Annotated in this window: 24 protein-coding genes and 1 tRNA gene; 10 read left to right on the top strand and 15 right to left on the bottom strand. The window is 62.1% G+C overall.

The features are described from left to right. Window positions 1–102: 102 nt before the first annotated feature. Window positions 103–1,725: a thiamine pyrophosphate-binding protein gene (locus EK369_RS15135; RefSeq protein WP_127115111.1), complete on the top strand. Its 1,623-nt coding sequence runs from the start codon at window positions 103–105 to the stop codon at window positions 1,723–1,725. A 223-nt stretch (window positions 1,726–1,948) separates the two neighbouring features. Here the strand turns inward: EK369_RS15135 and EK369_RS15130 are convergent, their stop codons facing one another. Next, window positions 1,949–2,740: an inositol monophosphatase family protein gene (locus EK369_RS15130; protein ID WP_127115110.1), complete on the bottom strand. Its 792-nt coding sequence runs from the start codon at window positions 2,738–2,740 to the stop codon at window positions 1,949–1,951. A gap of 150 nt (window positions 2,741–2,890) precedes the next feature. Here EK369_RS15130 and curA point away from each other — a divergent pair, with 150 nt between their 5' ends. Continuing rightward, window positions 2,891–3,931, top strand: a complete 1,041-nt coding sequence (gene curA, locus EK369_RS15125; protein ID WP_127115109.1) for an NADPH-dependent curcumin/dihydrocurcumin reductase — start codon at window positions 2,891–2,893, stop codon at window positions 3,929–3,931. Here the strand turns inward: curA and EK369_RS15120 are convergent. Next, the gene (locus tag EK369_RS15120; RefSeq protein WP_127115172.1) at window positions 3,928–4,833 is read right to left on the bottom strand and encodes a LysR family transcriptional regulator; all 906 of its coding nucleotides are present in this window, start codon (window positions 4,831–4,833) and stop codon (window positions 3,928–3,930) included. The genes curA and EK369_RS15120 overlap by 4 nt on opposite strands. A 97-nt stretch (window positions 4,834–4,930) precedes the next feature. Here EK369_RS15120 and metF point away from each other — a divergent pair, with 97 nt between their 5' ends. Both metF and EK369_RS15110 read left to right on the top strand, forming a co-directional pair. Further along, entirely contained in the window at window positions 4,931–5,797 is an 867-nt protein-coding gene (gene metF, locus EK369_RS15115; protein WP_127115108.1) for a methylenetetrahydrofolate reductase [NAD(P)H], read from the top strand. 73 nt (window positions 5,798–5,870) lie between these two features. After that, window positions 5,871–6,368: a PaaI family thioesterase gene (locus tag EK369_RS15110; RefSeq protein ID WP_127115107.1), complete on the top strand. Its 498-nt coding sequence runs from the start codon at window positions 5,871–5,873 to the stop codon at window positions 6,366–6,368. 124 nt (window positions 6,369–6,492) lie between these two features. Here EK369_RS15110 and EK369_RS15105 read toward each other — a convergent pair whose 3' ends face one another. Beyond that, window positions 6,493–6,909, bottom strand: a complete 417-nt coding sequence (locus EK369_RS15105; RefSeq protein ID WP_127115106.1) for an Hsp20/alpha crystallin family protein — start codon at window positions 6,907–6,909, stop codon at window positions 6,493–6,495. Window positions 6,910–6,985: 76 nt separating this feature from the next. On the opposite strand from EK369_RS15105, the gene EK369_RS15100 reads away from it, so the two are divergent. From EK369_RS15100 to EK369_RS15090, 3 genes are all read left to right on the top strand, one after another. Beyond that, window positions 6,986–7,921, top strand: a complete 936-nt coding sequence (locus EK369_RS15100) for a carbohydrate kinase family protein (protein ID WP_235871437.1) — start codon at window positions 6,986–6,988, stop codon at window positions 7,919–7,921. Beyond that, window positions 7,909–8,346: a D-aminoacyl-tRNA deacylase gene (dtd, locus tag EK369_RS15095; RefSeq protein ID WP_127115105.1), complete on the top strand. Its 438-nt coding sequence runs from the start codon at window positions 7,909–7,911 to the stop codon at window positions 8,344–8,346. Before EK369_RS15100 ends, dtd begins: the two co-directional genes overlap by 13 nt. 70 nt (window positions 8,347–8,416) lie before the next feature. Continuing rightward, complete coding sequence (locus EK369_RS15090; RefSeq protein ID WP_127115104.1) at window positions 8,417–9,535, top strand: glycerate kinase type-2 family protein; 1,119 nt, start codon at window positions 8,417–8,419, stop codon at window positions 9,533–9,535. On the opposite strand, the gene glpK is transcribed toward EK369_RS15090, so the two are convergent. The 4 genes from glpK to lysM form a co-directional block, all read right to left on the bottom strand. Further along, a complete protein-coding gene (gene glpK, locus EK369_RS15085) occupies window positions 9,532–11,016 on the bottom strand; it encodes a glycerol kinase GlpK (RefSeq protein WP_127115103.1) in 1,485 nt (494 codons plus the stop codon). The genes EK369_RS15090 and glpK overlap by 4 nt on opposite strands. A gap of 52 nt (window positions 11,017–11,068) precedes the next feature. Then, window positions 11,069–12,619: a glycerol-3-phosphate dehydrogenase gene (glpD, locus tag EK369_RS15080; protein ID WP_127115102.1), complete on the bottom strand. Its 1,551-nt coding sequence runs from the start codon at window positions 12,617–12,619 to the stop codon at window positions 11,069–11,071. Window positions 12,620–12,789: 170 nt separating this feature from the next. After that, complete coding sequence (locus EK369_RS15075) at window positions 12,790–14,673, bottom strand: acyl-CoA synthetase (protein ID WP_127115101.1); 1,884 nt, start codon at window positions 14,671–14,673, stop codon at window positions 12,790–12,792. A gap of 292 nt (window positions 14,674–14,965) precedes the next feature. Further along, the gene (gene lysM, locus EK369_RS15070; RefSeq protein ID WP_127115100.1) at window positions 14,966–15,379 is read right to left on the bottom strand and encodes a peptidoglycan-binding protein LysM; all 414 of its coding nucleotides are present in this window, start codon (window positions 15,377–15,379) and stop codon (window positions 14,966–14,968) included. Window positions 15,380–15,602: 223 nt separating this feature from the next. On the opposite strand from lysM, the gene EK369_RS15065 reads away from it, so the two are divergent. Next, entirely contained in the window at window positions 15,603–15,920 is a 318-nt protein-coding gene (locus EK369_RS15065) for an HPF/RaiA family ribosome-associated protein (RefSeq protein ID WP_127115099.1), read from the top strand. A gap of 97 nt (window positions 15,921–16,017) precedes the next feature. Here EK369_RS15065 and EK369_RS15060 read toward each other — a convergent pair whose 3' ends face one another. Together EK369_RS15060 and EK369_RS15055 are read right to left on the bottom strand one after the other, a co-directional pair. Next, window positions 16,018–17,817 carry an ABC transporter transmembrane domain-containing protein gene (locus EK369_RS15060; RefSeq protein WP_127115098.1) on the bottom strand — a complete coding sequence of 600 codons (1,800 nt, stop codon included), beginning with the start codon at window positions 17,815–17,817 and terminating at the stop codon, window positions 16,018–16,020. Window positions 17,818–18,023: 206 nt separating this feature from the next. Continuing rightward, a tRNA-Gly gene (locus EK369_RS15055) sits at window positions 18,024–18,097 on the bottom strand. 220 nt (window positions 18,098–18,317) lie between these two features. On the opposite strand from EK369_RS15055, the gene EK369_RS15050 reads away from it, so the two are divergent. Then, the gene (locus EK369_RS15050; protein ID WP_127115097.1) at window positions 18,318–19,589 is read left to right on the top strand and encodes a D-arabinono-1,4-lactone oxidase; all 1,272 of its coding nucleotides are present in this window, start codon (window positions 18,318–18,320) and stop codon (window positions 19,587–19,589) included. Then, window positions 19,586–20,716 (top strand): alanine racemase, encoded by a 1,131-nt coding sequence (locus EK369_RS15045; RefSeq protein ID WP_127115096.1) that lies wholly within the window; start codon window positions 19,586–19,588, stop codon window positions 20,714–20,716. Before EK369_RS15050 ends, EK369_RS15045 begins: the two co-directional genes overlap by 4 nt. A gap of 11 nt (window positions 20,717–20,727) precedes the next feature. Here EK369_RS15045 and EK369_RS15040 read toward each other — a convergent pair whose 3' ends face one another. From EK369_RS15040 to EK369_RS15015, 6 genes are all read right to left on the bottom strand, one after another. Beyond that, on the bottom strand, window positions 20,728–21,576 hold the full coding sequence (locus EK369_RS15040) for an alpha/beta fold hydrolase (protein ID WP_127115095.1): 849 nt from the start codon (window positions 21,574–21,576) through the stop codon (window positions 20,728–20,730). After that, window positions 21,573–22,646: a branched-chain amino acid ABC transporter permease gene (locus EK369_RS15035; RefSeq protein WP_127115094.1), complete on the bottom strand. Its 1,074-nt coding sequence runs from the start codon at window positions 22,644–22,646 to the stop codon at window positions 21,573–21,575. Before EK369_RS15035 ends, EK369_RS15040 begins: the two co-directional genes overlap by 4 nt. 10 nt (window positions 22,647–22,656) lie before the next feature. Beyond that, window positions 22,657–23,649, bottom strand: coding sequence for a branched-chain amino acid ABC transporter permease (locus EK369_RS15030; RefSeq protein WP_127115093.1), 993 nt, complete (start codon window positions 23,647–23,649; stop codon window positions 22,657–22,659). Between the two features lie 7 nt (window positions 23,650–23,656). Next, window positions 23,657–24,361 (bottom strand): ABC transporter ATP-binding protein, encoded by a 705-nt coding sequence (locus EK369_RS15025; RefSeq protein ID WP_127115092.1) that lies wholly within the window; start codon window positions 24,359–24,361, stop codon window positions 23,657–23,659. Beyond that, window positions 24,358–25,122, bottom strand: a complete 765-nt coding sequence (locus tag EK369_RS15020; RefSeq protein WP_127115091.1) for an ABC transporter ATP-binding protein — start codon at window positions 25,120–25,122, stop codon at window positions 24,358–24,360. The genes EK369_RS15025 and EK369_RS15020 overlap by 4 nt, the downstream gene beginning before the upstream one ends. A gap of 63 nt (window positions 25,123–25,185) precedes the next feature. Continuing rightward, window positions 25,186–26,382, bottom strand: coding sequence for a substrate-binding domain-containing protein (locus tag EK369_RS15015; RefSeq protein WP_127115090.1), 1,197 nt, complete (start codon window positions 26,380–26,382; stop codon window positions 25,186–25,188). Window positions 26,383–26,415: the final 33 nt, after the last annotated feature.

Here is a 26,415-nt window from a genome sequence, read left to right as displayed (position 1 = left end):
GTCAAACCCGCCGCAAAATGACCTTGGAAAATCGAACCTTCGCGCATTCTCCGCGTCAAGCCTCGGCTATCAGGAGGTCTGACCCCTTCTGGAGACACGCCCATGAGCACCGAAATGCACGTCTATCAATCCATCGCCCGCGCCACGGCAGATCACGGGGTCGAGACCCTGTTCGGTCTGATGGGGGACGCCAACCTGTTCATGGTCGACAGCTTTGTGCGCGAATGTGGCGGGCGGTTTGTGCCTGCGGCCCACGAGGGCAGCTCGGTCCTGATGGCGCTGGCCTATGCGCATGTGGCGGGCAAGGTGGGCGTGGCCACGGTGACTCACGGCCCGGCGCTGACAAACTGCATCACGGCCCTCACCGAAGGCGCGCGCGGCCATATCCCCATGGTGCTGCTGGCAGGGGATACGCCGGTGGCCAACCCGCGCCATTTGCAGGGCATTGATCAGCGCGAGCTGGTCAAGACCACGGGCGCCGGGTTCGTGCAACTGCGCACGCCTGAAACCGTCTGCACCGACATCGAGCGCGCCTTTTACCGGGCGCAGGTTGAACGGCGTCCGATCGTGGTGAACATGCCTTCGGATTTCATGTGGCAGACGACGCAGCACGAGGTTCAGGTGATGGACGTCTTCACCACCCCCGGCGGCGTGGCCGAGGGCGACACGCTGGACAATGCCATCGGCATGATTGCCTCGGCGCGGCGGCCGCTGATCCTGGCGGGCGGTGGCGCCGTGGCGGCACGTGACCAGATCATCAGGCTGGCGGACCGGTTGGAGGCACCACTGGCCACCACGTTGAAAGCAAAGGATCTTTTTGCAGGGCACCCCTATAACATCGGCATCTTCGGCACGCTTTCGACCCCTGCCGCCTACGAGTTGATCGCGCAGTCGGATTGCATCGTCTGCTTTGGCACCGGCCTGCAGGATTTCACCACGGACAAGGGCAAGCTGATGCAGGACAAGCGCATCGTGCAGGTGGATGTTTATCCGCGCGCAATCGGGCGCAGCCTGCATCCACATGCGGGGCTGATTGCGGACGCGGGCCTGACGGCGGAAACCATGCTGTACTGGCTTGACGAAGCGGAAATTCCGGCCAGCGGTTTCACGCGGGATCTGGATATCGAGACCCTGACCGCCCACCCGGTTGGGGCGGACAAGACGGCCGCGGGCTGCATCAACTATGTGGGCGCGCTTGAGCGGCTGGAAGAGGCGCTGCCCAGGGATCGCGTGCTGGTCACCGATGGGGGGCGCTTCATGACCGAGGTCTGGTGCCGGATCTCGGCCCCTGACCCGCAAAGCTTTGTGGTGACAGCAAATTTCGGATCCATCGGGCTGGGCATTCAAGAGGCGATTGGCGCTGGTCTCGCGGCGCCGGATCGCCCGGTCGTGGTGTTCTCGGGCGACGGCGGCTTCATGATGGGCGGCATCAACGAGTTCAACACGGCGGTGCGGCTGGGGCTGGACCTGATCGTGATTGTCGCCAATGACTCGGCCTATGGCGCGGAGCATATCCAGTTCCTGGACCGCAAGATGGACCCGAGCCTGACCGAATTCCACTGGCCATCCTTTGCCGAGGTCGCCACATCGCTGGGCGGCACCGGGTTTCAGGTCACCTCAGAGGCGGAACTGGACGCGGCCTTGGCCTCACTCGAAGGGCGCAAAGGTCCGGTTCTGATCGAGCTGCGTTTGGACCCGCATGACGTGCCGCGCATGCGGTTGTGATCGCAAGGGTTACGAGACTCTGAACCGGGCGGACGCGGTTCTGAACAAGGCCCGGGGCAACTCGTGCAGGTTTGCCTTGGGTTAAAGGCCAAAACCCACATCTGTAACGTGTCGGTATCACGTCGGTATTGCGTCGGTGTTCTGCACCGGCGGTGCGCCCCGTTAACGGACCGTGCGCCGCCATGTAGGTCGGACAAATTTGTCCGACCTACGAGGTCGTGGATCAGCTGTTGCGGATGACCTTGGCGAATTGGTCAAAGATCGGCTCGTTGGCACAGATCACTTCGCCGTCGTCCAGAATGTGGCCCTTGGGGTCCAGCGGTTGCACAAAGCCGCCTGCCTCTTTCACGATGATGATGCCTGCGGCCATATCCCAGGGGTTCAGCTTGCGTTCCCAGAAGCCCTCGTAACGGCCCGCGGCAACATAAGCCATGTCGAGCGCCGCAGAGCCCCAGCGGCGCACACCGGCAGTGGCGGGCAGAAGGCGCGCGAGGTCTTTCAGGGTCGCGGGCAGATCGGCACGGCCGCCAAAGGGCAGACCGGTTGCAAAGATCGATTCAATCATCCGATTGCGGTTTGACACCCGCAGGCGATTGCTGTCGTTCAGCCAGGCGCCCTCGCCTTTTTCGGCATAGAACATCTCTTCCTTGGCGGCGTCAAAAATCACCCCGGCCACGATTTCGCCTTTGTGCTCCAAGGCAATCGAGATCGCCCAATGGGGCAGCCCGTGCAGAAAGTTGGTGGTGCCGTCCAGCGGGTCGACGATCCAGCGGCGCGTCGGGTCTGTGCCCGCGATTTCGCCACCTTCCTCGGCCAGCCAGCCATAGTGGGGCCGTGCTTCGAGCAGGGCCTCTTTCAGGATTTCCTCGGCGCGGATGTCGGCGCGGCTGACGAAATCGCCTGCGGCCTTCATCGAGACCTGAAGGTTCTCGACCTCGCGGAAGTCCTTGACCAGCGACCGACCGGCTTTGCGGGCGGCCTTCATCATGATGTTGATATTTGCGCTGCCCGGCATGGCAAAGCTCCCACTGAATGTTCAAGCCGCGCGTATACGCCCCGCAACCCCTTTTGCCAAGGCCGAACAGGGGCCGTGACGTCACATTCCGCATGTTCTTGCCAAACCCGGGGCCGCGCCCCACCCTCTGGTGTCAGAGGAGACCACATCATGACCGAAGAAATGCAGAGAATCGTGCTTGCCAGCCGCCCGGACGGCGCCCCCGCAGCAGAGAATTTCCGGCTGGAAACCGCGCCGGTCCCCACGCCGAAAGAGGGCGAAATCCTGGTGCGCGTGCACTATATGTCGCTGGACCCTTACATGCGCGGTCGGATGGATGATGCCAAGTCTTATGCCGCACCGGTGCCCGTCGGGGGCACGATGGAAGGCGGCGCGGTTGGTGAGGTCATCGCCTCGGGCAGCGCGGCGTTCAAACCGGGCGATTTTGCCTTTGGGATGTTCGGTTGGGCCAGCCATGCGGTGGCCCCGGCCAATATGGTGCGCAAGCTGGACCCGCAACAGGCGCCTTTGACCGCCGCACTGGGCGTTCTGGGCATGCCCGGCTTTACCGGCTGGTTCGGCCTGAGCGAATACGGAAAGCCAAAGGCGGGTGAAACGCTTGTGGTGGCGGCGGCAACTGGCCCGGTGGGATCGATGGTCGGACAGATCGCTAAACTGCGGGGCCTGCGCGTGGTCGGGATCGCAGGTGGCTCTGAGAAATGCGCCATGGCCAAAGAGACATTCGGCTTTGACGAGTGCCTGGACCACCGCGCCCATGACAGCGCGTCGGACCTGCGCAAGGCGCTGGCCGGGGCCTGCCCGGACGGCATCGACATCTACTTTGAAAACGTCGGTGGCAAGGTGCTTGAAGCGGTGCTGCCGCTGATGAACCCGCACGGGCGCATCCCCGTGTGCGGCATGATCAGCTGGTATAACGCTGGCGGGTTGGGTGCCGGCGCGGCCTCGGATGGCCTGAGCGCCCCAGCCCTGTGGCGCAATATCCTGGTTAAGTTCCTGTCGGTGAACGGCTTTATCATCTCCAACCATTTCGACCGCTATCCGGAGTTCCTGAAAGAGGTCGCGCCGCGTGTTATCGGCGGTGATGTGGCCTATGTCGAGGACATCGCAGAAGGGCTGGAAAATGCCCCGGCTGCCTTTATGTCCATGCTAAGGGGCGGCAACAGGGGCAAGCAGATCGTCAAACTGATCTAGGTCTCTTGCAGGCGGCGGGCCTCTTCGCCCGCCATGCGGATCAGGTCCTGCATATACGGTTTTTCCAGGTCCTCGTTGCGGGTCGCGGCAAAGAGCTGCCGGGTGATGCCGGTTTCGGTAAGCGGACGGGTCACGTAGTCGGACGAATACTTGACCTCGCGCACCACCCAGTCGGGCAGCACGGAGATGCCGCGGTTGGAGGCAACCAGCAACAGGATCACCGCCGTCAGTTCTGCCTGGCGGATAGCGGCGGGTTCGACCTTGGCCGGGGTCAGGAGCTGGGAAAAGATGTCGAGCCGCGCGCGGTCCACCGGATAGGTGATCAGGGTCTCGCCGCGAAAATCCTGCGCCTCGATCCAGTCTTTCTGCGCCAGGGGATGTGCCGAGGCCGCGACAAAAACCGGATTGTAATCAAAGAGATGCGAGAAAGAGACGTTTGGCATCTCTTCGGGGTCAGAGGACACGACCAGGTCGACCTCTTCTTTTTGCAGGGCGGGCATGGCGTCAAAGGCGAGGCCCGGGCGGATGTCGACATCGACGTCGGGCCAGAGCTTGCGGAACTTTTCGAGCACAGGAAACAGCCATTCAAAACAGGCGTGGCATTCGATGGCGATGTGCAGGCGGCCCGAGCTGCCGTCCCGCAGCCCGTTGAATTCGTTTTCCAGCGCTTCGATCTCGGGCAGGATCTTGTTGGCCAGCCGCAAAAGACGCATCCCCGCCGCCGACAGTTTCATCGGCTTTGAGCGCCGCACAAAGAGTTCAACCCCGGCCTGCTCTTCCAACCCCTTGATTTGGTGAGACAAAGCGGACTGGGTGATATGCAGCTGCTCTGCCGCCCGCGCCAGCCCCCCGGCCTCGTGAATCGCCCGTACCGTGCGCAAGTGGCGGAATTCGATGTGCATCTTCATGTGAAACTCATGATGTTCTTTAGGATTATGAATTGGACTACATGTTTCATATCCGTATGTTGAGCGCAACCTCAAGTTAGGACCCGAGATTATGACTGCACCTGAAATTTCCCTGGAATTCTTCCCGCCGCAAAACCTCGAGGCATCGTTTCGCCTGTGGGATACCGTGCAGACGCTTGCGCCGCTTGATCCGCGGTTTGTCTCGGTCACCTATGGCGCGGGCGGCACAACCCGTGACCTGACGCGCGATGCGGTGGCCACCTTGCACAAGTCCAGCGGGCTGAATGTGGCCGCACACCTGACCTGTGTGAATGCCACCCGCGAAGAGACTCTGCGGATTGCCGATGAGTTTGCTGCAGCAGGCGTCCGCGAAATTGTTGCGCTGCGCGGCGATCCCCCCAAAGGCTGCGCCAATTTTGAGGCCCACCCCGAGGGGTTTGCCAATTCCGTCGAGTTGATCGAAGCCCTTGCAAACACAGGGAAATTCAACATTCGCGTGGGCGCCTATCCGGACAAGCACCCCGAAGCGGCAAACGCGCAGGCGGATATCGACTGGCTCAAGCGCAAGATCGATGCCGGGGCGTCCGAGGCGATCACTCAGTTTTTCTTTGAGGCCGAGACCTTTCTGCGGTTCCGGGACGCCTGTGCCAAGGCGGGCATCGACGCGCCGATCATTCCGGGCATCCTGCCGATCGAGAACTGGAAGGGCACGCGCAGCTTTGCCAAGCGCTGCGGCACCGATGTTCCGGCCTGGCTGGACGATGCCTTTGCCAAGGCCGAGCGGGACGGACGCCAAGACCTTCTGGCCACGGTGCTGTGCACGGAACTGTGCACGGAACTGATGGAAGAAGGCGTGAATTCGCTGCATTTCTATACACTTAACCGCCCCGAGCTGACCCGTGATGTGTGCCACGCCCTGGGCGTCACACCGCGGATCACGCTGGAGAACGTTGCGTAACAACCGCGACTGGCCGCTTGCCCGGCCTCGCGAAATGCGGCCTTCTGATCGGACATGATCAGGAGGCCGCACCATGCCAGAACGTTTCTTTGCCCGCGACGTCAGCGAACTGCCACAGATGAAGGACGTTGTTCAGATGTCCGGCCTGGAGTTCATGCAAGCCATTGTAAATGGTGACTTTTCCGGACCTCCCATCGCCCAGACTCTGGGGTTTGGCCCGATCCTTGCTGAAGACGGCAAGGTCATTTTCGAAGGCACGCCCGAGTTCAAGACGCTGAACCCCCTGGGCACCGTGCATGGCGGTTGGTACGGCGCGTTGCTGGACAGTTGCATGGCCTGCGCGGTGCAGACCAAATTGCGGACGGGACAAATCTATACCACCTTGGAATACAAGATAAATATCATCCGCCCGATCCCCACAGGCACCAAGGTGCACGCCATTGGAACGGTGCATCACGCGGGCCGGTCCACCGGCATCGCGGATGGCGAAATCAGGGGCGTCGAGGATGGCAGGTTGTACGCCACCGGGTCGACCACCTGCATCGTTTTGGATGGTCCAAAATCGGGGTAACCACCCTTTAACAACTTGCGATGGGACCGTCCGTCTGGCGAGGTTTGACCATGTTGTACAACTTTTTCGAGGCTGACTCTCCAAGTTGTACAACATTTTTGGCCAGCCAAACGCTAACGAGACCTTAACCGCGTGAGATTTTCACGGTTTTGGCGGTGCTGTCCTGGGGCGTCAGTTTCGACACGGTGATCGTCAGAACGCCGTCTTTGAGATCCGCGCGCACGGACCCCTCGTCGGCATCGGCAGGCAGGCGGAAGGACCGGCTGAACGCGCCGTATTGGCGTTCGGAAAAGAACCACGTGTCCCCCTGTTCTTCGCGTTCGACTTTCTTTTCGCCCTTGACCGCGACGACGCCGCCTTCGACGGTCAATTCAACGTCATCTTCGCTGACCCCTGGCAATTCCATGGCGATGCGATAGGTGCCTGAGTCTGCTGACGCCTCGGAGGCTGGGGACAGCCAATCGGCCAGGCGCGATCCCATATGCCGAAAGGGTTCGTAAAGGGATGGCCAAAGCCCGGCGGCATGCGATTTTTCAACCATCTGTGCTCTCCTTTGTCTGGTTGTCTTCACGCCCCCATTATCGCACAAAAGGACAAAGCCCGCCTTGAGGCGGCGCATGGACAGGGCTGAAAACATGATCCTCTGCTGCGGTGAAGCCGTGATCGACATGCTGCCGGAAACGTCCCCGGACGGTGCGCGCCTGTTTCGGCAGGTGCGTGGCGGTGCGGCGGTGAATTGCGCCGTGGCGCTGGCACGGCTGGGACAGGATGTGGGGTTCTTTGGCGGGCTATCGACGGACCCTTTTGGCCGGTTTCTCGAAGAGGAGATGCGCGCCGAAGGTATCGACCTGTCGCGGATCACGCCGGTGGTTGCGCCAAGCACCCTGGCCTTTATCCATCCGGGCGACGGCACGCAGGACTTCACCTTTCTTGACGAGGGCAGTGCAGGTCGCAGCCTGAGCGCGATGACATTGCCCGATCTTGAGGGCGTGCAGGCGGGGGTCTTTGGCGGCATCAGCCTGATCCACCCCCCCGGCGCAGGTGCGTTTGAGGCGCTGATGCAGGCGATGGGACCGGAGCGGCTGGTGCTGTTTGACCCCAATATCCGCCCTGCACTGATCGGCGATCAGGCCGAGACCTATCGGGCGCGGCTGGCGCGTGTCCTGCCGTTGGCGGATATCGTGAAACTGTCGGATGAGGACAGCGCCTGGCTGCACCCGGACCCGCCAGAACAGCTTTTGCAGGGGCGCGCGTCGCTTGTGATGCACAGTCACGGGGCCGATGGCGTGACGCTTTATTCCCGGCACGGGCAACAGCACCTGCCGGCAAGCCCGGTGGCGGTGGTGGATACCGTGGGGGCAGGAGACACCTTTAACGCAGGGGTTCTGGCCGGTCTGGCCGCAGAAAACCTGTTGTCCCCAGCCGCGTTGGCACGGGCCGATGCCGGGGCGTTGAACCGCGCTGCGGCCTTTGGCATCCGGGCGGCGACATTTTCGGTGACGCGCCCCGGCGCGAACCCTCCAACGAGAAAGGAACTGGCATGCGCGCCCTGATCCAACGTGTCAGCGAAGCTTCGGTCACGGTCGACGGCGAGGTGGTCGGGGAGATTGGCCCAGGTCTGTTGGTTTTGGTCTGCGCCATGCAGGGCGACGGCACGGCACAAGCCGAAAAACTGGCCGCAAAGATCGCAAAATGCCGGATATTTCAGGATGATGCGGGCAAAATGAACCGCTCGGTTCTGGATGTGGGCGGCGCGGTGCTGGTGGTGTCGCAATTCACGCTGGCCGCGGACACGCAGAGCGGCAACCGGCCGGGGTTTTCGACCGCCGCCGCCCCTGCCGAGGGGGAACGGCTGTATGAAGACTTTGCCGACCGGATGGCAGCCCAAGGCGTGCCGGTGCAACGGGGCCGGTTTGGGGCGGACATGAAGGTGCGCTTGTTGAACGACGGGCCGGTCACTATCTGGTTTGACATCTGACGCCTGTTTTTGCTGGCGCTAACATTTGTTTTGCGCCAGTGTGCGGCCACTTTTGCCAAGGGAGGGTGCCGTGGAAGACCAGGCCCGAGACGCTGTACAGGACATCTGGTGGCACGGCGTGCGCGCCGTACGCGGGCAAGCCGCCGTGGAAACCGCCATCCGCTCAGAACAGATTGCACGCCCTGATCAGATCATTGCCGTGGGCAAGGCTGCCTCGGCCATGGTGGCCGGGGCACAGGCGGTTTTTGGCCCGGACATCCCGGCGCTGGTGGTCACGAAATACGGCCATGACCTGGGATTGCCGGGGCCGGTGCGGGTGATCGAAGCCGCCCATCCGGTGCCCGATGAAAACACGCTTGTGGCCGGGGTTGAGCTGTTGAAGACCGTTCAGCAACTGTCTGAAAACGCGCATCTTCTGATGCTGGTTTCGGGGGGCGCTTCGTCGCTTGCCGAGTTGCCGGAAAAGGGATTGTCGCTGGCGGCGTTGCAGGCCGAGAACACGCGGCTATTGGGCGAAGGGCTGGACATTCACGCCATGAACGCCCGCCGCAAAGAGCTGTCGCAGATCAAGGGTGGCAAGCTTTTGGCGCAGTTTGGCGGCGAGTTGGTCACCACGCTGGCCATCTCGGACGTCGAGGGCGACAGCCTGTCGGTGATCGGCTCGGGGTTGGGGGCGGCGCCCGAGTTTCATCGGTTTTCCTTTGATCCGCATATCGTGGCCTCGAACAGTATCGCCCGCGCGGCGGCGGCGGAACGGGCGCAGGCGCTGGGATATCCGGTGTTGACCAATCGCGAGAGCTTGTACGCGGATGTGTTTGAACTGGCGGCAGAAATCGGACCGATGTTGCGCGACGCCCCGGCGGGCATTCACATGTGGGGCGGCGAGCCAACCATCGTTTTGCCCCCCGATCCCGGCGAAGGCGGGCGCAATCAGGCGCTCGCGCTGGCTTTGGCGCGCGAAATCTCGGGTGTTTATGGCCTGACGGTGTTGGTCGCAGGGACCGATGGCACCGACGGCCCGACCCAGGCAGCGGGCGGCATTGTCACCGGCGCGACCTGGACCGAGGACGGAAAAAGAGCATTGCGGCTTGCAGATTCCGGACATTTCCTGGGGCAAAGGTCAGGATTGTTCAAGTCCGGGCCAACAGGCACCAATGTGATGGATCTGTTGGTGGCGCTGAAGGATTAGACCGACAGCGTCGCCTGAACCGCCTTTTGCCAGCGGTCATAGCGTTCATCGGCCGTTTGGCGATCCAACTTCGAGTCAAACCTGCGCTCCAGCGCCCAAGCGTTTGAGAATCCGTCCATATCCGGGTAAATCCCGGCGCACATTCCCGCAAGCCACGCCGCGCCCATGGCCGTGCTTTCCAGCACCTCAGGTCGATCTACGGGCGCGCCAAGAATGTCGGAGAGAAACTGCATGGTCCAGTCGCTGGCGGTCATGCCGCCATCAACGCGCAGCACGGTGTCGCCAGAGCTGCCCCAATCGGCCTGCATCGCCTCGATCAGATCGCGGGTCTGAAAGCCGACACTTTCCAGCGCGGCGCGGGCAAATTCGGCGGGCCCCGAGTTGCGGGTCAGGCCATAGACCGCGCCCCGGCAATCAGGTGCCCAATAGGGTGCGCCGAGGCCGGTGAAGGCGGGTACAAGGATCAGCTCTTGCCCCGGATCGGCGGTTTCGGCAAGCGGTTGGGTGTCGGCGGCACTGTCGATGATCTGCAATCCGTCACGCAGCCATTGCACCACCGCGCCTGCAATAAAGATAGCCCCTTCAAGGGCATAGGTGGGTTTACCGTCCAACTGATAGGCGATGGTGGTAAGCAGGCGGTTCCGGGATGGCACCGCCGTGTCCCCGGTGTTGAGAAGCGCGAAACAGCCGGTGCCATAGGTGGACTTCATCATGCCGGGCGCGAAACAGGCCTGGCCGATGGTGGCGGCCTGCTGGTCCCCGGCGACGCCAAGGATGGGAATGTCGCCGCCCAGAAGGCCGGGGGTCGTGGTGCCATAGTCGGCGGCGCAATCGCGCACGTCGGGCAGCATCGACATGGGCACATTCAAGAGATCACACATCTCGGTGCTCCAGTCTCCGGTGTGGATGTCATAGAGCAAAGTGCGCGAGGCGTTGGTGGCATCGGTAGCGTGCACCGCGCCGCCAGTGAGTTTCCAGATCAGGTAGCAATCGACGGTGCCGAACAGAAGATCTCCGGCCTCGGCACGGGCACGAGCGCCGTCGACGTTGTCGAGAATCCAGTTGACCTTGGTGCCCGAGAAATAGGGATCGAGCAGCAGGCCGGTGCGCGCGGTTACATCAGCTTCGTGGCCGTGGCCTTTGAGTCCACGGCAGAAATCGGCGGTGCGGCGGTCCTGCCAGACAATCGCATTGTGCACCGGTTCACCGGTGTGGCGGTCCCAGACAAGCGTGGTTTCGCGCTGGTTGGTGATGCCGATCCCGGCGATGTCCGCTGCGGTGGCGTCAGCCTTTTTCATCGCGGCGCGGCAGGTGGAGAGGACCGTAGTCCAGATGTCAGCGGGATCATGTTCGACCCAGCCAGAGGCCGGGAAATGCTGCGGAAACTCTTCCTGCGCGCTTGCGACGGGCTTCATGGCAGCGTCAAACAGGATCGCGCGGGACGAGGTGGTGCCCTGATCGATGGCGAGGATAAAGGTCATGTGGTCTCTCCCGTCTTTGGGTCAGAGTGCCGTGAAACGCCGCCCGCGCCAATCACTTTTGTGCCGTGAACCAGTCGCTTACCGCCTGACGTTGATCTGCACAGAGACGCAGGCCCAGCTTTGAGCGCCGCCAAAGCGCGTCATCACCGGTGCGGGCGAATTCCTGGGTGTACATCCAGTGCAGCTCGGCCTCGGTCAGGGTCGCGCCAAAATCTGCGCCGAGATCATCCGCGCTTTGCGCCGTGCCGAGCCAGACACGCGATTCGGTGCCGTAGAGACGGATCAAGCGCGCGGCCCAAGCTGTTGTCAGAAAGGGATAATCGCGGGTGAGGTCGGTGACCAGCGCGTCGCGCTGGGACACGGCGAAATCCCCGCCGGGCAGAGCAACTCCGGCGGTCCAGGGCGCGGTGGCTTGGGGAAAAAATGCGGAGAGCTTGGCCAGCGCGGCCTCGGACAGGCGGCGGTAGGTGGTGATCTTGCCGCCAAAGACATTGAGGAGGGGCGCGCCAGCGTCGTCGAGCGACAGGACATAATCGCGGGTGGCGGCGGTGGCCGAGCTGGCGCCATCGTCATAGAGCGGGCGCACGCCGGAATAGGTCCAGACGATGTCTTTGGCGGTGAGCGGCGTGGCGAGGTATTGGTTGGCGAAACTCAGCAGATAGTCACGCTCGGCCTCGGTGCAGGTGGGGGCCAAGTCAGGGGTGTCGTGCACCTCGTCCGTGGTGCCGATCAGGGTGAAATCATCCTCGTAAGGAATGGCAAAGATGATGCGCCCGTCCGCGCCTTGCAGGAAATAGGCGCGGTCATGGGTGGTGAGGCGCGGCACGATGATGTGGCTGCCGCGCACGAGGGTGATGCCCTCGCGGCTGTTCTGGCCGATGACATTGGCCACCACGTCGCCGACCCAGGGGCCTGCGGCGTTGACAAGGGCGCGGGCGCGGACCTGTTCGCCTGTGGACAGGGTGATGTCCCATAGGTCCCCTGCCCGTTTGGCGCTGGTGACGGTGGTTTGCACGCGAATGGTGGCGCCGCGTTGGGCAGCATCGCGGGCGTTCAGAACCACGAGACGTGCATCATCAACCCAGCAGTCGGAGTATTCAAACGCGCGGGTCATTTCGGGGCGCAGGGCGCGGCCCGCGGCATCGGATCTGAGGTCCAGCGTGCGGGTCGCGGGCAGGATTTTACGCCCGCCCATGTGGTCATAGAGCAAGAGGCCAAGCCGGATCAGCCAGGCAGGACGGCGTCCCCGTGCCCAGGGCATGACCCAGCGCAGGAGGCGCGAGGTGGGGGTGTCGCCCTCGAACCGCATTTCGGGGTGGAGCGGCAGGACAAAGCGCATGGGCCAACTGATGTGCGGCATGGCACGCAGCAGGACCTCGCGTTCGATCAGGCTCTCGCGGACGAGGCGGAATTTGAAGTACTCAAGATAGCGCAGGCCACCGTGGAACAGCTTGGTCGAGCCGGAAGAGGTCGCCGACGCCAGATCGCCCTTTTCCGCCAGCATGACCGTCAGGCCCCTGCCCGCCGCGTCACGCGCAATGCCGGTGCCGTTCACGCCGCCACCGATCACGAAGAGATCAAAGATGTCTGACTGGTCCGCCATGGGCCCGTCCTTTGCCGAGGGTTTATTGGCCTGTTAGCGATAACCCGCGGGTTTGAAAAGGGGGACGTTCGGGCAGCAGGTTCACAAATGATTGCGCCCGACCAATATGGCCGGGCGCGACATGTGCCGGTAGGTCGGACAAGATTGTCCGACCTACGCGTTGGTCTGGCTCACTCGGCCCATTCCCAGGGGCGGACAAAGGCGCCAAGCACTTTGCCGACTTCTTCCTCGCTGGCGTCACCATTGTTGGTCAGCTGCGCGACAAGCCCGCGTTTCTTGTCGTCCAGCACGCTGGTGACGCGCGCAGGCACGCCCTCTTTCTCGAGCGCCGCGTTATAGATGCGGGTGATGGCCGATTTCCGCAGGTCGGGCTTGAAGATCTTGCCCACGGCGGTTTTTGGCAATTCGGGCATGATCTCAACATGTTTGGGGTGCGCGGCACGTTCGTGCACATGCACCTTGGCGTGCTCCATCAGTTCGGCTTCTGAGACGCTGGCGCCTTCGATCAGTTCGACATAGACGCAAGGCACCTCGCCCGCGTGGGCATCGGGTTGGCCGATGGCACCTGCAAAGGCGACGTCGTGATGCGCCAGCAGCGCCTCTTCGATCTCGGCGGGGTCGATGTTGTGGCCGCCTCGGATGATCAGGTCCTTGGCGCGGCCTGTGATCCAGAGGTACCCATCAGCGTCGATGCGGCCCAGATCGCCGGTGCGCAGGTATTTGTCGTGGTGGTAGAGGTCCTTGTTCTTGTCCACCTCGGTATAGGTGTTGCCCGCGTAAACGCCGGGGTTTGAGACGCAGATCTCGCCCACCTCATCAGCGGCGCATTCAACCGGACCGTCGGCTGTGTCGGTGTAGATGCGCACGTCCGTATAGGGGAACGGCAGGCCAACCGAGCCGACCTTTTTGGCACCAGTAGGCGGGTTGCAGGACACAAGGCAGGTGGCTTCGGTCAGCCCGTAGCCTTCGACCACATCGACGCCGCAGGTGCTTTCAAAGCGCTTGAACAGCTCCATCGGCATCGGCGCCGAGCCGGAAAAGGCGGTTTTCACGGTAGAGATATCGGCGTCCACCTCGCGCTGCATCAGGGCTGATACAGCGGTGGGCACGGTGATGATAAAGGTGGTTTTCCAGCGTTCGATCAGCTTCCAGAAGTTGTCGAATACCCCATCGCCGCGATAGCCTGCCGGGGTCGGGAAAACCACATGCGCGCCGGACGAAATCGCCGCCTGCATGATGACATGCACGGCAAAGACATGGAACAGCGGCAGCGGGCACATGATGCTGTCGGTTTCGTCAAACAACAGCGTATCACCCAGCCAGCCGTTGTAGATCATGCCGGAATAGAGGTGCTGCGCCACCTTGGGCATGCCGGTGGTGCCGCCGGTGTGGAAATAGGCCGCGACGCGATCCCCGGCGCTGTCTTCGAATTGCAGCGTGGTGGGGTATTTCGACATTTCCTTGTTGAAACTTTTCACATCTGCGTGGTGCCCGGTGGGGTTCTTAGGGCGGATCAGCGGCACGATCCAGCTTTTGGGTGGGGTGAGGTAGCGGTTCAGGTCCACTTCCAGAACCGTGTGCACATGAGGTGCGTGGCGCACGGCCTCGGCCACCTTTTGGGCGACATCGGTTTTCACGAAGGACTTGATGGTCACCACGACCTTGGCGTCGGTTTCGCGCAGGATGGCGCCGATCTGTTCCGGCTCCAACAGCGGGTTGATCGGGTTGGCGATGCCGGCGACCATGCCACCAAGAAGCGTGATCAGCGTCTCGTTACAGTTGGGCATGACATAAGCGACGGTGTCATTCTCGCCAACGCCAAGGTCACGGAACATGTTGGCGGCCTGCACGGTCTTGGCGTGCAACTGGGCCCATGAGAGAGTCTCGGCCTTGTCGGTCGGGCCAGAGAGCAGCTGATAGCTCGATGCCGGGCGATCTGGAAAGCGGTCCTTGGTGCGTGTCAGGAACTGATACAGCGTGGTCGAGACATCGCGGTCCTCCCACGGCATTTCCGCTTCGATTTTCTTAAGGTCTTCGACTGTTGAAAACGTCATGTATATTCTCCTCCCCTACACCGCCCTGTTTCTTGGGCTGGCCCTTAGCTGTGAGCGCATACACGTGCCCACAAGGCTTTGACGAGCGGTGACGCCGGGTCAGTCCAACCCGGAACGTTGCGTTAGTTTTGCGGGGGTTTGGGGGAATTTCCAGCGAAAACCGAGGACACGCGCGGATTTGGCCGGAAAAGTCGCAAGTTTCGGGGACAAGCCGCCCTGCCCCCGAAGGGTCGTTCCGGTGTCTCGCATCAAACCCCGATGCGGGTGTGATGCACGACACCTTCGCGAGTGGTTACGCAGGGATGCGCAGAACCTGACCCGGGTAAATCTTGTCCGGGTGGCTGAGCAGTGGCCGATTGGCCTCGAAAATCTCGGTGTAGCGATTGCCGTCGCCCAACGCCTTTTTGGCAACCGCCCAAAGGGTGTCGCCCTTTTCCACGGTGTGGAACTTGGGCTCGGGGCCAGAGGTGTCATCTTCGACCGCGGCCACGCCTTCGACGTTGCCAACGGCGAGGATCACCTTTTCGCGCATCTCCTGGCTGACTGCATCGCCGGTCACCTTGACGGTGTCGCCCTCGACCGAGATGTCGAGACCTTCGGCATCCAGCCCCAGCTCGGCCACTTCAGCCTTGAGCGCCTCGGCGTCCGGCGTGTCACTGCCGACCAGCGACTTGCCCGACCCCTTTAGAAAACTCCAAAAACCCATGATTGTCTCTCCCAGTGTAAGATGGGGCCAACCTGATCGCCGAGAGCCCGGAGTTTAAGGGGAAAACTGCACCATTTGGCCCCGTCGCGGCAGGCGGACAGAACAGGCTGAGACCTTTTGTCCAAAGCGCTGAAAATCGGTCGGATCGGCACCTCGCAACCCTTGTCGCGAGACCGGGAGTGCTTAGATTTACAGTGAGCAAAGCCAATAAAAGGAGCCTCAGATGCAGATCCAGGTCAACACCGACAACTTCATCCACGGAGACGAACGTGTCATCGAAATCGCCGAAGCGGCTGTACAGACCGATCTGGGCCATTTGGCGGATCGGCTGACGCGGGTTGAAGTCCACCTGAAGGATCAGAACGCCGACAAGCATGGCCCGGATCACATCCGCTGCACCGTCGAGGCGCGCCCAAGGGGTCTGGACCCCATGGCGGCAAGCCATGATGCGGCGGATATTCCCGCGGCGCTGAAAGGGGCCGCCAAAAAGCTGCGCGGCCGTCTGACCAGCGAATTCCAGAAGCTGGACCCGCATCGCTGACGAAGTGCATCGTGAAAGACAACAAAGGGCGCGGCCAGATCAGGCGGCGCCCTTTTTGGTAGAGAGGTAGGTCGGACAAATTTGTCCGACCTACGGGTCAGAGACCGTTGGTTCCATCGGTGAACTGCAGTTTGGCCAGCTTGGCATATAGCCCGCCCTCGGCCACGAGGTCTTCGTGTGTGCCCTGGGCGACAATCCTGCCCTCTTCGAGCACCACGATGCGGTCGGCCTGTTTCACGGTGGCCAGACGGTGCGCCACGACCAGTGTGGTGCGGTCTCGCGACAACTCTTCCACGGCGGCCTGTACCAGACGTTCGCTTTCGGCATCCAGCGCGCTGGTGGCTTCGTCCAACAGCAGAACCGGCGCGTCGCGCAGGATGGCGCGGGCAATGGCGATGCGTTGTTTCTGTCCGCCCGAGAGCATAACACCGCGTTCGCCGACAAAGGCGTCATAGCCCTCGGGCAGCGCGGAGATGAAATCATGGGCGGCAGCGGCCCTGGCGGCCTCTTCAACCTCGGCATCCGTCGCCTCGGGGCGGCCAAAGCGGATGTTTTCGCGGGCGGTATCGGCAAAGATCACCGCGTCCTGTGGCACCAGCGCCAGCTCGTGGCGAAAGGCATCGCGCGCCATGTCCGTCAGGGCGACGCCATCAAGCGTGATTTGTCCCTGATCGGGGTCATAAAACCGCTGCAGCAGCTGGATCACGGTGGTCTTGCCCGCGCCCGAGGGGCCGACAAAGGCCACGGTCTCGCCGGGTTTGATGGTCAGGGTGACACCATCCAGCGCCGACACATTGGGGCGCGACGGGTAGGCAAAGGACACATCGTCAAAGACAATCTCGCCCTTGACCGGGCTGGGCACGGGCAGCGGATTGGGTTTGTCGTTGACGCTGTCTTCGGCCTGCAACAGTTCAACCAGCCGTTCGGTGGCCCCGGCGGCGCGCTGCAACTCGCCCCAGATCTCGGAGAGGGCCCCAACGGCCCCGGCCACCATGACGGAATAGATCACGAACTGCACCAGCGCGCCCACGCTCATACCGCCAGCCCGCACGTCGCGCGCGCCCATCCACAGGACCCCCACCACGCCCGAGAAGATCAGGAAGATCACGATCATGGTCATCAGGGCGCGGGTGTTGATGCGCCGCTTGGCCGCGATCAGCGAGAGGTTGGTGACCTCGGCAAATGAGGCGCGCGAGGGCTCTTCGTGGGTAAAGGCCTGGACGGTCTGGACCGAGGTCAGCGCCTCGGAGGCATTGCCCGAGCTGGCGGCGATCCAGTCCTGGTTTTCGCGGCTGAGCACCCTCAGGCGGCGCCCCAGAACCAGGATCGGCACGATCACGGCTGGCACGATCAGCAGCACCAGACCGGTCAGCTTGGCCGAAGTGATCAGCATCAGGACAAGCCCGCCAAGGAACAACAGCACATTGCGCAGCGCCACGGACACGGACGAGCCGATCACCGACTGGATGACCGTGGTGTCGGTGGTGATGCGGCTGAGCACCTCGCCGGTCATGATCTTTTCAAAGAAATGCGGGCTCATCGACAGGACACGGTTGAACACGGCCTTGCGGATATCGGCCACGACAATTTCGCCAAGCCGTGTCACCAACAGATACCGCAGCGCGGTGCCCACCGCGAGCAATGCGGCAAAACCCAGCGCCACGAGAAAGTATTTGTCCAGAAGCGCATCGCTTTCGGTGCCAAAGTTGTCGACCACGCGGCGCACGGCAATGGGCAGGACCAGCGAGATCGTCGCAGTGAGCGTCAGCGCACAGCCCGCCAGAAGAACCAGCAGCCGATACGGGGCCAGAAACGGTGCAAGACCGCGCAACGCGCCGACGCGTTTGGACTTTTCGCGCTCTGCCTCGGTGACGGGCGGCTTGGGTTGTCTGGCCATGAGTGTTGTATCCCCGGTTTATCGTGACGCCGTTAGTGGCGATGCTTGAGCGGAGGGTCAAGCCACGAGTTGCCGCATGGGGCCATGACGGAGATCAGGTAATTTAGGGGACGCCGGTCTTTGGACAGGGTCGGCCGGGCAAAAGTCGCTTGGATTCAGAGAGATACCCAAGAGGCTCGGCGTCGAAGGGATGCGGTGGGACATCTTGGAGCGGGTAGCGGGAATCGAACCCGCACCTTAAGCTTGGAAGGCTCTTATGATACCATTTCACCATACCCGCTCGAAGTTCGGCCTACCTAAATCAGCGGCATTTCAACGTCAACACCGAAGCGGAAAAAAGCTGTGTTGGTGGTGTGGTCTCTGGCAGGTTTACGTAACGCCAGCGCTGACTCTGAGGGGTAAGGACCGTAATCTTGCCTGAAAAGCGGGCCCAGCGGCGCAATCTCAGAGGGGTTGGAGCCTGCCGCAACCACAAGGCTGCATCACCAAAGGGAGAAGTCATGAAGGAATGGTCCAACTGGTCGGGCAGTGCAATTGCGCACCCCGAACGTCATGTGGCTGTCAGGTCCGAAGAGGACCTGAGCACCCTGATCAAGGACAGTGCCGGTGTTTTGCGCATGGTGGGGTCCGGACATTCGTTTTCCCCCATTGCAGCGATCGATCAGGGCACGCTGGTATCGCTTGGCGGATTTGATTCCGTAAACGAAGCCGCCCCGGGCCATGCCCGAATCGGAGCGGGCGGGCAGCTTGGGGCGATTTCGACCCGGTTGCATGGCATGGGGCATGCCTTTGCCAATATGGGCGACATCAATGACCAGACGCTGGGCGGTGCGCTGGCAACCGCGACCCATGGCACGGGGCTGCAATTTGGCTGTTATTCGTCGATGCTGACCGAGCTGACGTTGATGGATGGGCGCGGTGAGAAACGCGTGCTGTCCCGCAACGCCGAGGCGGACCTGTTCCGCGCTCTGGCCGTGGGCATCGGCACAGGCGGCGTTGTGACAGAGGCGGTGATGCAGACCGCAAAACCCTACCGGCTGGACCGGGCGCGCTATGCCATTGCGCTGGAGGACATGCTGGATGACTTCACAGCCCGCATGAGCGCGCGGCGCAATGTCGAGTTCTACTACATCACCGGGTCGGGTCAGGCGGTGGTGATGGAAAGCGATGCCAGTGATGCCGCCCCCATCGCCCGCCCCGAAGACCGCGATCAGGAAGGGCTGGCGCAGCTGCGGCTGGCCGGTCGGCTTTTGGGTTGGGCGCCCTGGCTGCATCGTTTTGTGCTGAGCCGGATCATCCGATCACACAGCCACGAGCATTTCATCGAGGACTGGCACCGTGCCTTTCCCACCGACCGCGAGGGCATTCGCTTTAACGAGACCGAGTATCATCTGCCGCTGGAGGTGGGGCCGCAGGCCCTGCGCGAGGTCGTGGCGCTGGTCGAAAAACAGTTCCCCCATGTCTACTTTCCGATGGAGGTGCGCACGGTGGCGGCGGATGATCTAAGCCTCAGCCCGTTCTACCAGCGTGACAGCCTGTCGATTGCGGTACATCACGAGGCCGGCCAACCCTTTCAGGCGTTGATGCAGGCGGTGGAGACCGTGTTTCACAAATACGAGGGGCGTCCGCATTGGGGCAAGATGCATTCGCTGACCGCAACCGAGCTGCGCGGGCTCTACCCCGCGTGGGACATGGCGATTGAGGCCCGGCGCGAGATGGACCCGGACAATCGCTTTGTCACGCCCTACATGGCAAGGCTTCTGGGGCTGTGAGCGGGTACTTCGAAGCGCTGATCCATGCGGTTGACTCGGCAGGCCTGCACCGTCCGGTGCTGGTGCTGGATCAGGCACGGCTGACCGCGAACCTCGCCTATTTACGTGCAAACCTGCCCGGCGGCATGGCCGTGCGGCTGGCGGACAAATCGCTGCCGGTGCCGGATCTTCTGGCGCAGGGTTTCAAGGCGCTTGGCAGCGATCGGGTGATGTCTTTTCATCTGCCGCTGACGGCAAGGGTGCTCGACCATTTCCCAAAGGTGTCCGCGCTGATGGGCAAGCCGATGCCGGTGGCGGGCGCGGCGCAGTTCCTGAAAACCTGCCCCCACGCGGCGCGCGTCACCTGGCTGATCGACAGTGACGACCGGTTGATGGCGTATCGCAGGCTGGCCGAAGAGACCGGGACAAATCTGCGGATCGCCTTTGAGGTCAATATCGGGTTGGGGCGCGGCGGGCTGGAGACACCGGATGCCTTGCGGGCCTGTCTGACCCAGAGCGGGCCGCTGCATGTCGAGGGCGTGATGGGGTATGAGGCGCATGTGAACGCGCTGCCCCGGCTGTTGGGGGGCGGTGCGCCGGCGCAGGGCCGCGCACTAGAGCGGCTCGCGGCTTTTGTCGCCTGTCTCGGGCCGGCGCAGCGCAGTATCCTGAACACTGGGGGCAGCAGCACGGCGCTGGGGCTGCCGCAGGATGGCCCCGCCAATGATCTGACGCTGGGCTCGCTGATGGTGAAGCCCAGTGATTTTGACCAACATCTGAATGCCGCCATAGACCCGGCACTGTTCATCGTGACCCCGGCGCTCAAGACCTATGCCCATGGGCTACCGGGGCATCCGCGCCTGTCACGCGTGTTACAGGCCACGCGTCTCATCAGGGACCGCATCGTGTTCTTTTACGGCGGCAAATGGATGGCCAGGCCGGTCTTTCCCGAGGGGCTGACCCCCAGCCCGTTCTTTGACGCGTCATCCAATCAGCACGGGATGTGTCTGCCCCGCGGGGCCGCGGCACCCGGACATATCGTGCTGCGCCCGACGCAATCCGAGGCGGTGCTGCAGCAGTTCGGGGACATTCAGGTGTTTGACGGCACCGCGATCACCGGGCAGATGACGCCCTTTCCCATTCTCTGACGCTGACGCGATCAGGCGGTCAGCTGCGCAATGATGCCACGGATCAGCTCGGCGTCTTCGGGGCGCGACAGGCTTGGCGCATGCCCACAATCGTCAAACACGGTTTCCGAAGGGCATGGTCCCACCGCCAGAAGCCGCGCCGCGATATCGGCGGGCAGAACGTCCGAGGTCACGCCACGGATCAGGTGCATTGGCACTGAGATGCGTTCGAAACGGTCCCATGTTGTCAACTCCGAGGCCGAGGCCGTGAACATCACGGTTATCCGGGGATCGTAGTGAATGGTAAAATGCCCGTTGTCCCCCCGGCGCACCGAGCTGCGCGCCATGCGGGTCCAGAAGGCATCCGGGGCCGGACCAAAGGGCACATAGACTGTTCTGAGCCACTGCTCTGCCTCGGACAGCGTGGCAAAGTCCGGCTCGGTCCCGGCGTATTCGAGAATGCGGTCGACGGCCTCTTGCGGAAGCTCGGGACCAATATCGTTCACAATCAGAAAGTTCAGCCGCGCCGCCAAGGGCCCCGAGGCCATGCGCATACCAATCAGCCCCCCCATTGAGGTGCCGATCCACCCGGCCCTATCGATCTCGAAGTGATCCAGCAGGTCGGCGGCAATACCGGAATAATACTCGATAGAGTATTCCGCTTCCGGATTGCTGGACCAGCTGGACAGGCCACGCCCGATGGTGTCGGGACACAGGACAAAGAACCGATCCGATAGCGCTGCTGCCAACTCGTCAAAGTCCCGCCCCGTGCGCGCCAGCCCGTGCCACATGACAAGGGCCGGATTGGCCGGATCTCCCCAAAGTGTCACGTGCAGTTCATGATCCATGACGGGGACAAAGACAAACCGGGGTGAACTCATGTGCGTGCGCCTTTCTGGGCCAGAGTGCCTGCGATGCCTTTGGGGAAGAAATAGACAAGCAGGATAAAGATCACGCCAAGCCAGAACAGCCAGCGGTCAGGATCAAGGATAAACGGCAGGAGCGGCATGTCGGCGACGGCTTCGGCGGCAGTGCCCATGAGGTCGCGCAGGTAGTATTGCGCCAACACCAGCAGCACCGCGCCAATCACCGCGCCATACATGGTGCCCATGCCCCCGATCACCACCATCAGCAGGATGTCGATCATGATGGAAAAGCTCAGCGCCGTATCGGGGCCGGTGTATTTCAGCCAGATGGCATAGACCGTGCCCGCCAGCGAGGCGATGATCGCGGCGATGCAGAACACAAAGGTGCGATAGGCGACGACGCGATAACCGATGGCCTCGGCGCGGGCCTCGTTCTCGCGAATGGCCTTGAGCACGGTTCCGACGGGCGAACCGACCAGCCGCAACATGACAAGGAACAACACGAGGCTCGAGGCAAAGACAAAGTAATAGGCTGCAAGCTTGCCGTTCAGCTTGACGCCAAAGACGCGCATGACCTTGCCTTCGTCGTTGAGCATCAGCTTGGTCGCGGTTTTGAACAGTTGCGGCGCCTTATAGGTGATACCGTCTTCACCCCCGGTGAAATGCGACAGCTGGCTGGCCAGCACCATGGCAACACTGGCGGCGGCAAGGGTGATCATGGCAAAAAAGATCGCCTTGACCCGCAGCGACAAGAGGCCAATCGCAATGGCCATCACCAGAGAGACCAGCGCACCTGCGATGGCGCCAACGATCACGGCGTCCCAACCGGGGCCCATCTGTTTCAGGGAAATGGCCGCGCCATAAGCGCCAAAGCCAAAGAACATGGTGTGGGCAAAGCTGACGATGCCGGTGTAGCCGATCAAGAGATCATAGCTCGCCACCAGCACGATAAAGACGCAGATGCGGGCCGCCACTTCGAGCGAGCGGATATCCTGAAACAGAAAGGGCGCGAACAGCAGAAGTCCTGCGATAACAAGGACGGTAAGCTTGACGGCGCGATCGCCGAGGGTGGGTGTGGTGGTCATCTCTTTGCCCTCACTTCACGGCGGGCCGCAGCCCGTTTGGCCGCCACAACAGGATGGCCATCATCAAAAGCATGTTGGAGGCAAGCGCCAGTTTCGGGGCGAGAAAGCCAACATAGTTCGCCACCAGCCCCACCATGATCGCGCCCAAAAGGGTGCCTTCGATGGAGCCGAGCCCGCCGATGATGACGACAATAAAGACAACGATCATCAACTCTCCGCCCAGAGCCGGGGTGATCAGCGTCTCGTACCCGGCCCACATCGCCCCTCCAAGGGCCGCAAGGGCCGAGCCGACCATGAAGACCGCGACAAACAGCCGGTCGATGCGAAAGCCCAGTGCCTCGACCATCTCGCGGTTCTCCACGCCCGCCCGGATCAACAGGCCGATGCGGGTGCGGTTCAGCGTGAGGTAGAGCGCGATATAGACGATCAGGCCCAGGATAAAGGCGAAGGCACGGTAAATCTCGATCGCCACATCGCCGATCAGGATCGACCCTTCGAGAAAATTGGGGCGCGGGACCGTCATGGGTGTGCCGCCCCAGACCGCCAGAATGATCTGTTCAGCCACGATCAGCGCGCCCATGGTGATCAGGATCTGGCGCAGGTGGTCGTGGTAGACCGGCTTGATGATGATGGTTTCAAAAAACCACCCCGCCGCGAGACCAAAGAGGATCGCCGCGACAAAGGCCGCAAAGAGCGCTGCCACATTGAGCAGAATACTGTCCGCCCCCAGCCAGCCCCCGAGCCATGCCAGCACGCTTGCGGCGACAAAGGCGCCAAAGCTGACAAAGGCCGAGTGACCAAAGTTCAAAACATCCATCAGGCCGAACACCAGCGACAGCCCCGAGGCCATCAGAAAGATCATCATCCCCATGGCCAGGCCCGCCACAGTCAGCGTCACCCAGGACGAAGGCGCGCCGATCAGCACAAGCGCCACCAGCGCGACGGCCACAGGCAGCAGATTGACGCCCCCAAACCGTTCGATTGTCATACGCAGTTGGTCCATCATTTCCTCATGCAGACAGGCTGAGCAGGTTTTCCTGCAGCTCTTTGTTTTCGGCGAATTCCGCCATGGTTCCGGCGTGGACGATACGGCCATCATCAATCACCGCCATGTCGCGCCCCAGTGAACGGGCAAACTCAAAATTCTGTTCGACCAGCAGGATTGTCGTGGTCTCCGAAATCTCGCGAAAGGCCTCGGCCATGGCGTCGATGATCGACGGCGCAAGGCCCTTGGTCGGCTCATCGATCAGGATCAGATCACGCGGCTCGATAATGGCGCGCGCCACCGAGAGCATCTGTTTCTGCCCGCCGGACAGCGACCAGGCGGCCTTGGTCCAGAAGGTTTCCAGCGCCGGAAACAGCCGCCAGATATGGGCCAGCCGGTCCTTGTCAAAGGTGCCGTTCTTGGTGGCGAGGATCAGGTTTTCCTCAACCGTCAGGCCCCCAAAGATGCCCATGTTTTCGGGCACAAAGGCGATGCCCAACCGGGCAATATCGGCAGTATGCATCGCGGTGATGTCCTGCCCGCGGAAAGTGACCGATCCGGGCGACGGCTCCCAAAGCCCCATGATCGAACGCAGGGTCGTGGTCTTGCCCGCGCCGTTGCGGCCCAAGAGAACAAACACCCCGCCTTCGGGAACGTCGAGGGTCACGTCATGCAGCACGGCGTACTGACCGATGTTGGTCTGCATGGATTTGAGGGAAAGCAGGGTCATGCCGCCTCCGTCGATTTGCCAAGGTAAACGTCGCGCACGATCTGGCTGGACATCACTTCGTCCGGGGCGCCATCGGCAATGAGTTCGCCGTTGTGCAGCACGATGATGCGATCGGCGAGCGCGCGCACCACGTCCATCTTGTGCTCGACCAGCAGGATGGTCTTGGACTTGTCGTGCTTGATCTCGGCAATGAGATCCAGAACGTCCGGCGCGTGATCCAGCGACATGCCCGCGGTGGGCTCATCAAACATGTAGATATCAGGCTCCATCGCCATCAACAGCGCCACTTCCAGCTTGCGCTGATCGCCGTGCGACAGGGTTGACGCAGGCACATCGGCAACGGCGCTGAGCTTGGTTGCCTCAAGATAGCGTTCGGCGCGGGCGGACAATTCCGTCAGGCTGCTGGTGCGGGTCAGAAAGCGCCAGCCGTCACCGGAACGCGCCTGAACGGCAAGGCGAATGTTCTCCAGCACAGACAGCTGGGGGAAAAGGTTGGTCAGCTGAAAGGCACGCCCTACCCCGTGACGGGCACGGGTTGAGGGCGGCATGGCGGTCATATCAACGCCATCCTTGATGACGGTGCCCGCGCTGGGCATCAGCTGACCGGAAATCAGATTGAAATAGGTGGTTTTGCCGGCACCATTCGGCCCGACAATGACCGTCAGCTCGCCGGGGCGAAATTCGCAGGACACCGCGTTCACGGCGACATGCCCCCCGAAGCGGATCGTCAGATCCTGGGTGATGAGCGATGGGTGTGACATTTGGAAAACCTGTTCTAGGGTTCCTGGCCCACATATGCAGGCCAGGAACTGTGTCGTGTCAGATCAGTTGGTCCGACCGACGGGGATGTTCATTTCCTCGGCAGTGATCTCGCGCACCAGCTCGGGGATCGCCCAGTCAACGTTGTCGTCGACGCGGATCTTGAAGTGATACATCGACTGCAACGCCTGGTGATCTTCGGCACGGAACATCATTTTACCCTTGGGGGTGTTCCATTCCATGCCTTCCATGGCGGTGATCAGCGCTTCGGTTTCCCACTCATCCGCGGTTTCCAGAGCTTTCACCACGGCAAGTGCTGCGGCCATACCACCGGCGGTGAAGAAATCAGGCGGACCATCGAAACGTTCCTGGTGGGTGGCAACGAGCCAGTCGTTGATCTCATTCTTGGGGATCTCGTAGTAGTAGTAGATCGCGCCTTCCATGCCGGGGACCCGTTTATAGGTCGGCAGGACGGGCAGAATGTGACCACCGGTCGAGATTTCGATGCCGAAACGCTCGGGCTGCATGGCCTGGATCTTGCCCATGGGATCGCCGCCGCCAGCGACATAGATCAGGATAACCTTGCGGCCTTCCTTGTCTTTCAGCGCGTTGAACATGCGTTCGGTTGCGGCGGTGAAATCGGTGGTGCCCTGGGGGATGTACTCTTCGGTCACAACCGTGGCGCCCGAGCCGTCCAGCGCGGCTTTGAACGCCGAGATACCGTCACGACCAAAGGCGTAATCCTCGGCCAGTGTGGCAACAAAGAGGTTCTCATCCGGCGACAGGGCCAGCGCCTGGGCCTGCATGTCCATCGACGAGTTGCGCGAGGTCTTAAAGACGTAGCGGTTGCTGTCAGGACCCGTCAGGCTGTCAGCCACAGCCGGTTCCACGATCAGGATTTTCTCGTATTCTTCGGCGATGGGCAGCAGCCCCTTGGTCACGCCGGACGAAGTGGCGCCAACGGCCAGCAGCACGTCGTCATCACCGTAAGCTTCGGCCAGAACGGCGCGGGCGACGTCGGGTTTGAACTGAGTGTCCTTGTGAATGATTTCAATTGGCACGCCTTTGACCATGCCGGTGCCTCCGGTGGCGTATTCGATGCCCAGCTCAAAGCCGGTTTGCGCCTGTTTCGAGAACACCTCGAAACTGTGGCCGGAAATGCCGTGCACAAGCGCGATCTTGACCGGATCCTGCGCCAGCGCGGCGGTTGCCATGCTAAGGCCAAGCGCCGCGACGCCCGCCAATTTTGCGAGTGATTTCATTCTATCCTCCCTCTGTGTTCAGGGGGGCCTACA

This window comes from Shimia sediminis, assembly GCF_003990645.1.
Classification (GTDB): Bacteria; Pseudomonadota; Alphaproteobacteria; order Rhodobacterales; family Rhodobacteraceae; genus Shimia; species Shimia sediminis.
This window is presented reverse-complemented; position numbering and strand designations above follow the sequence as displayed.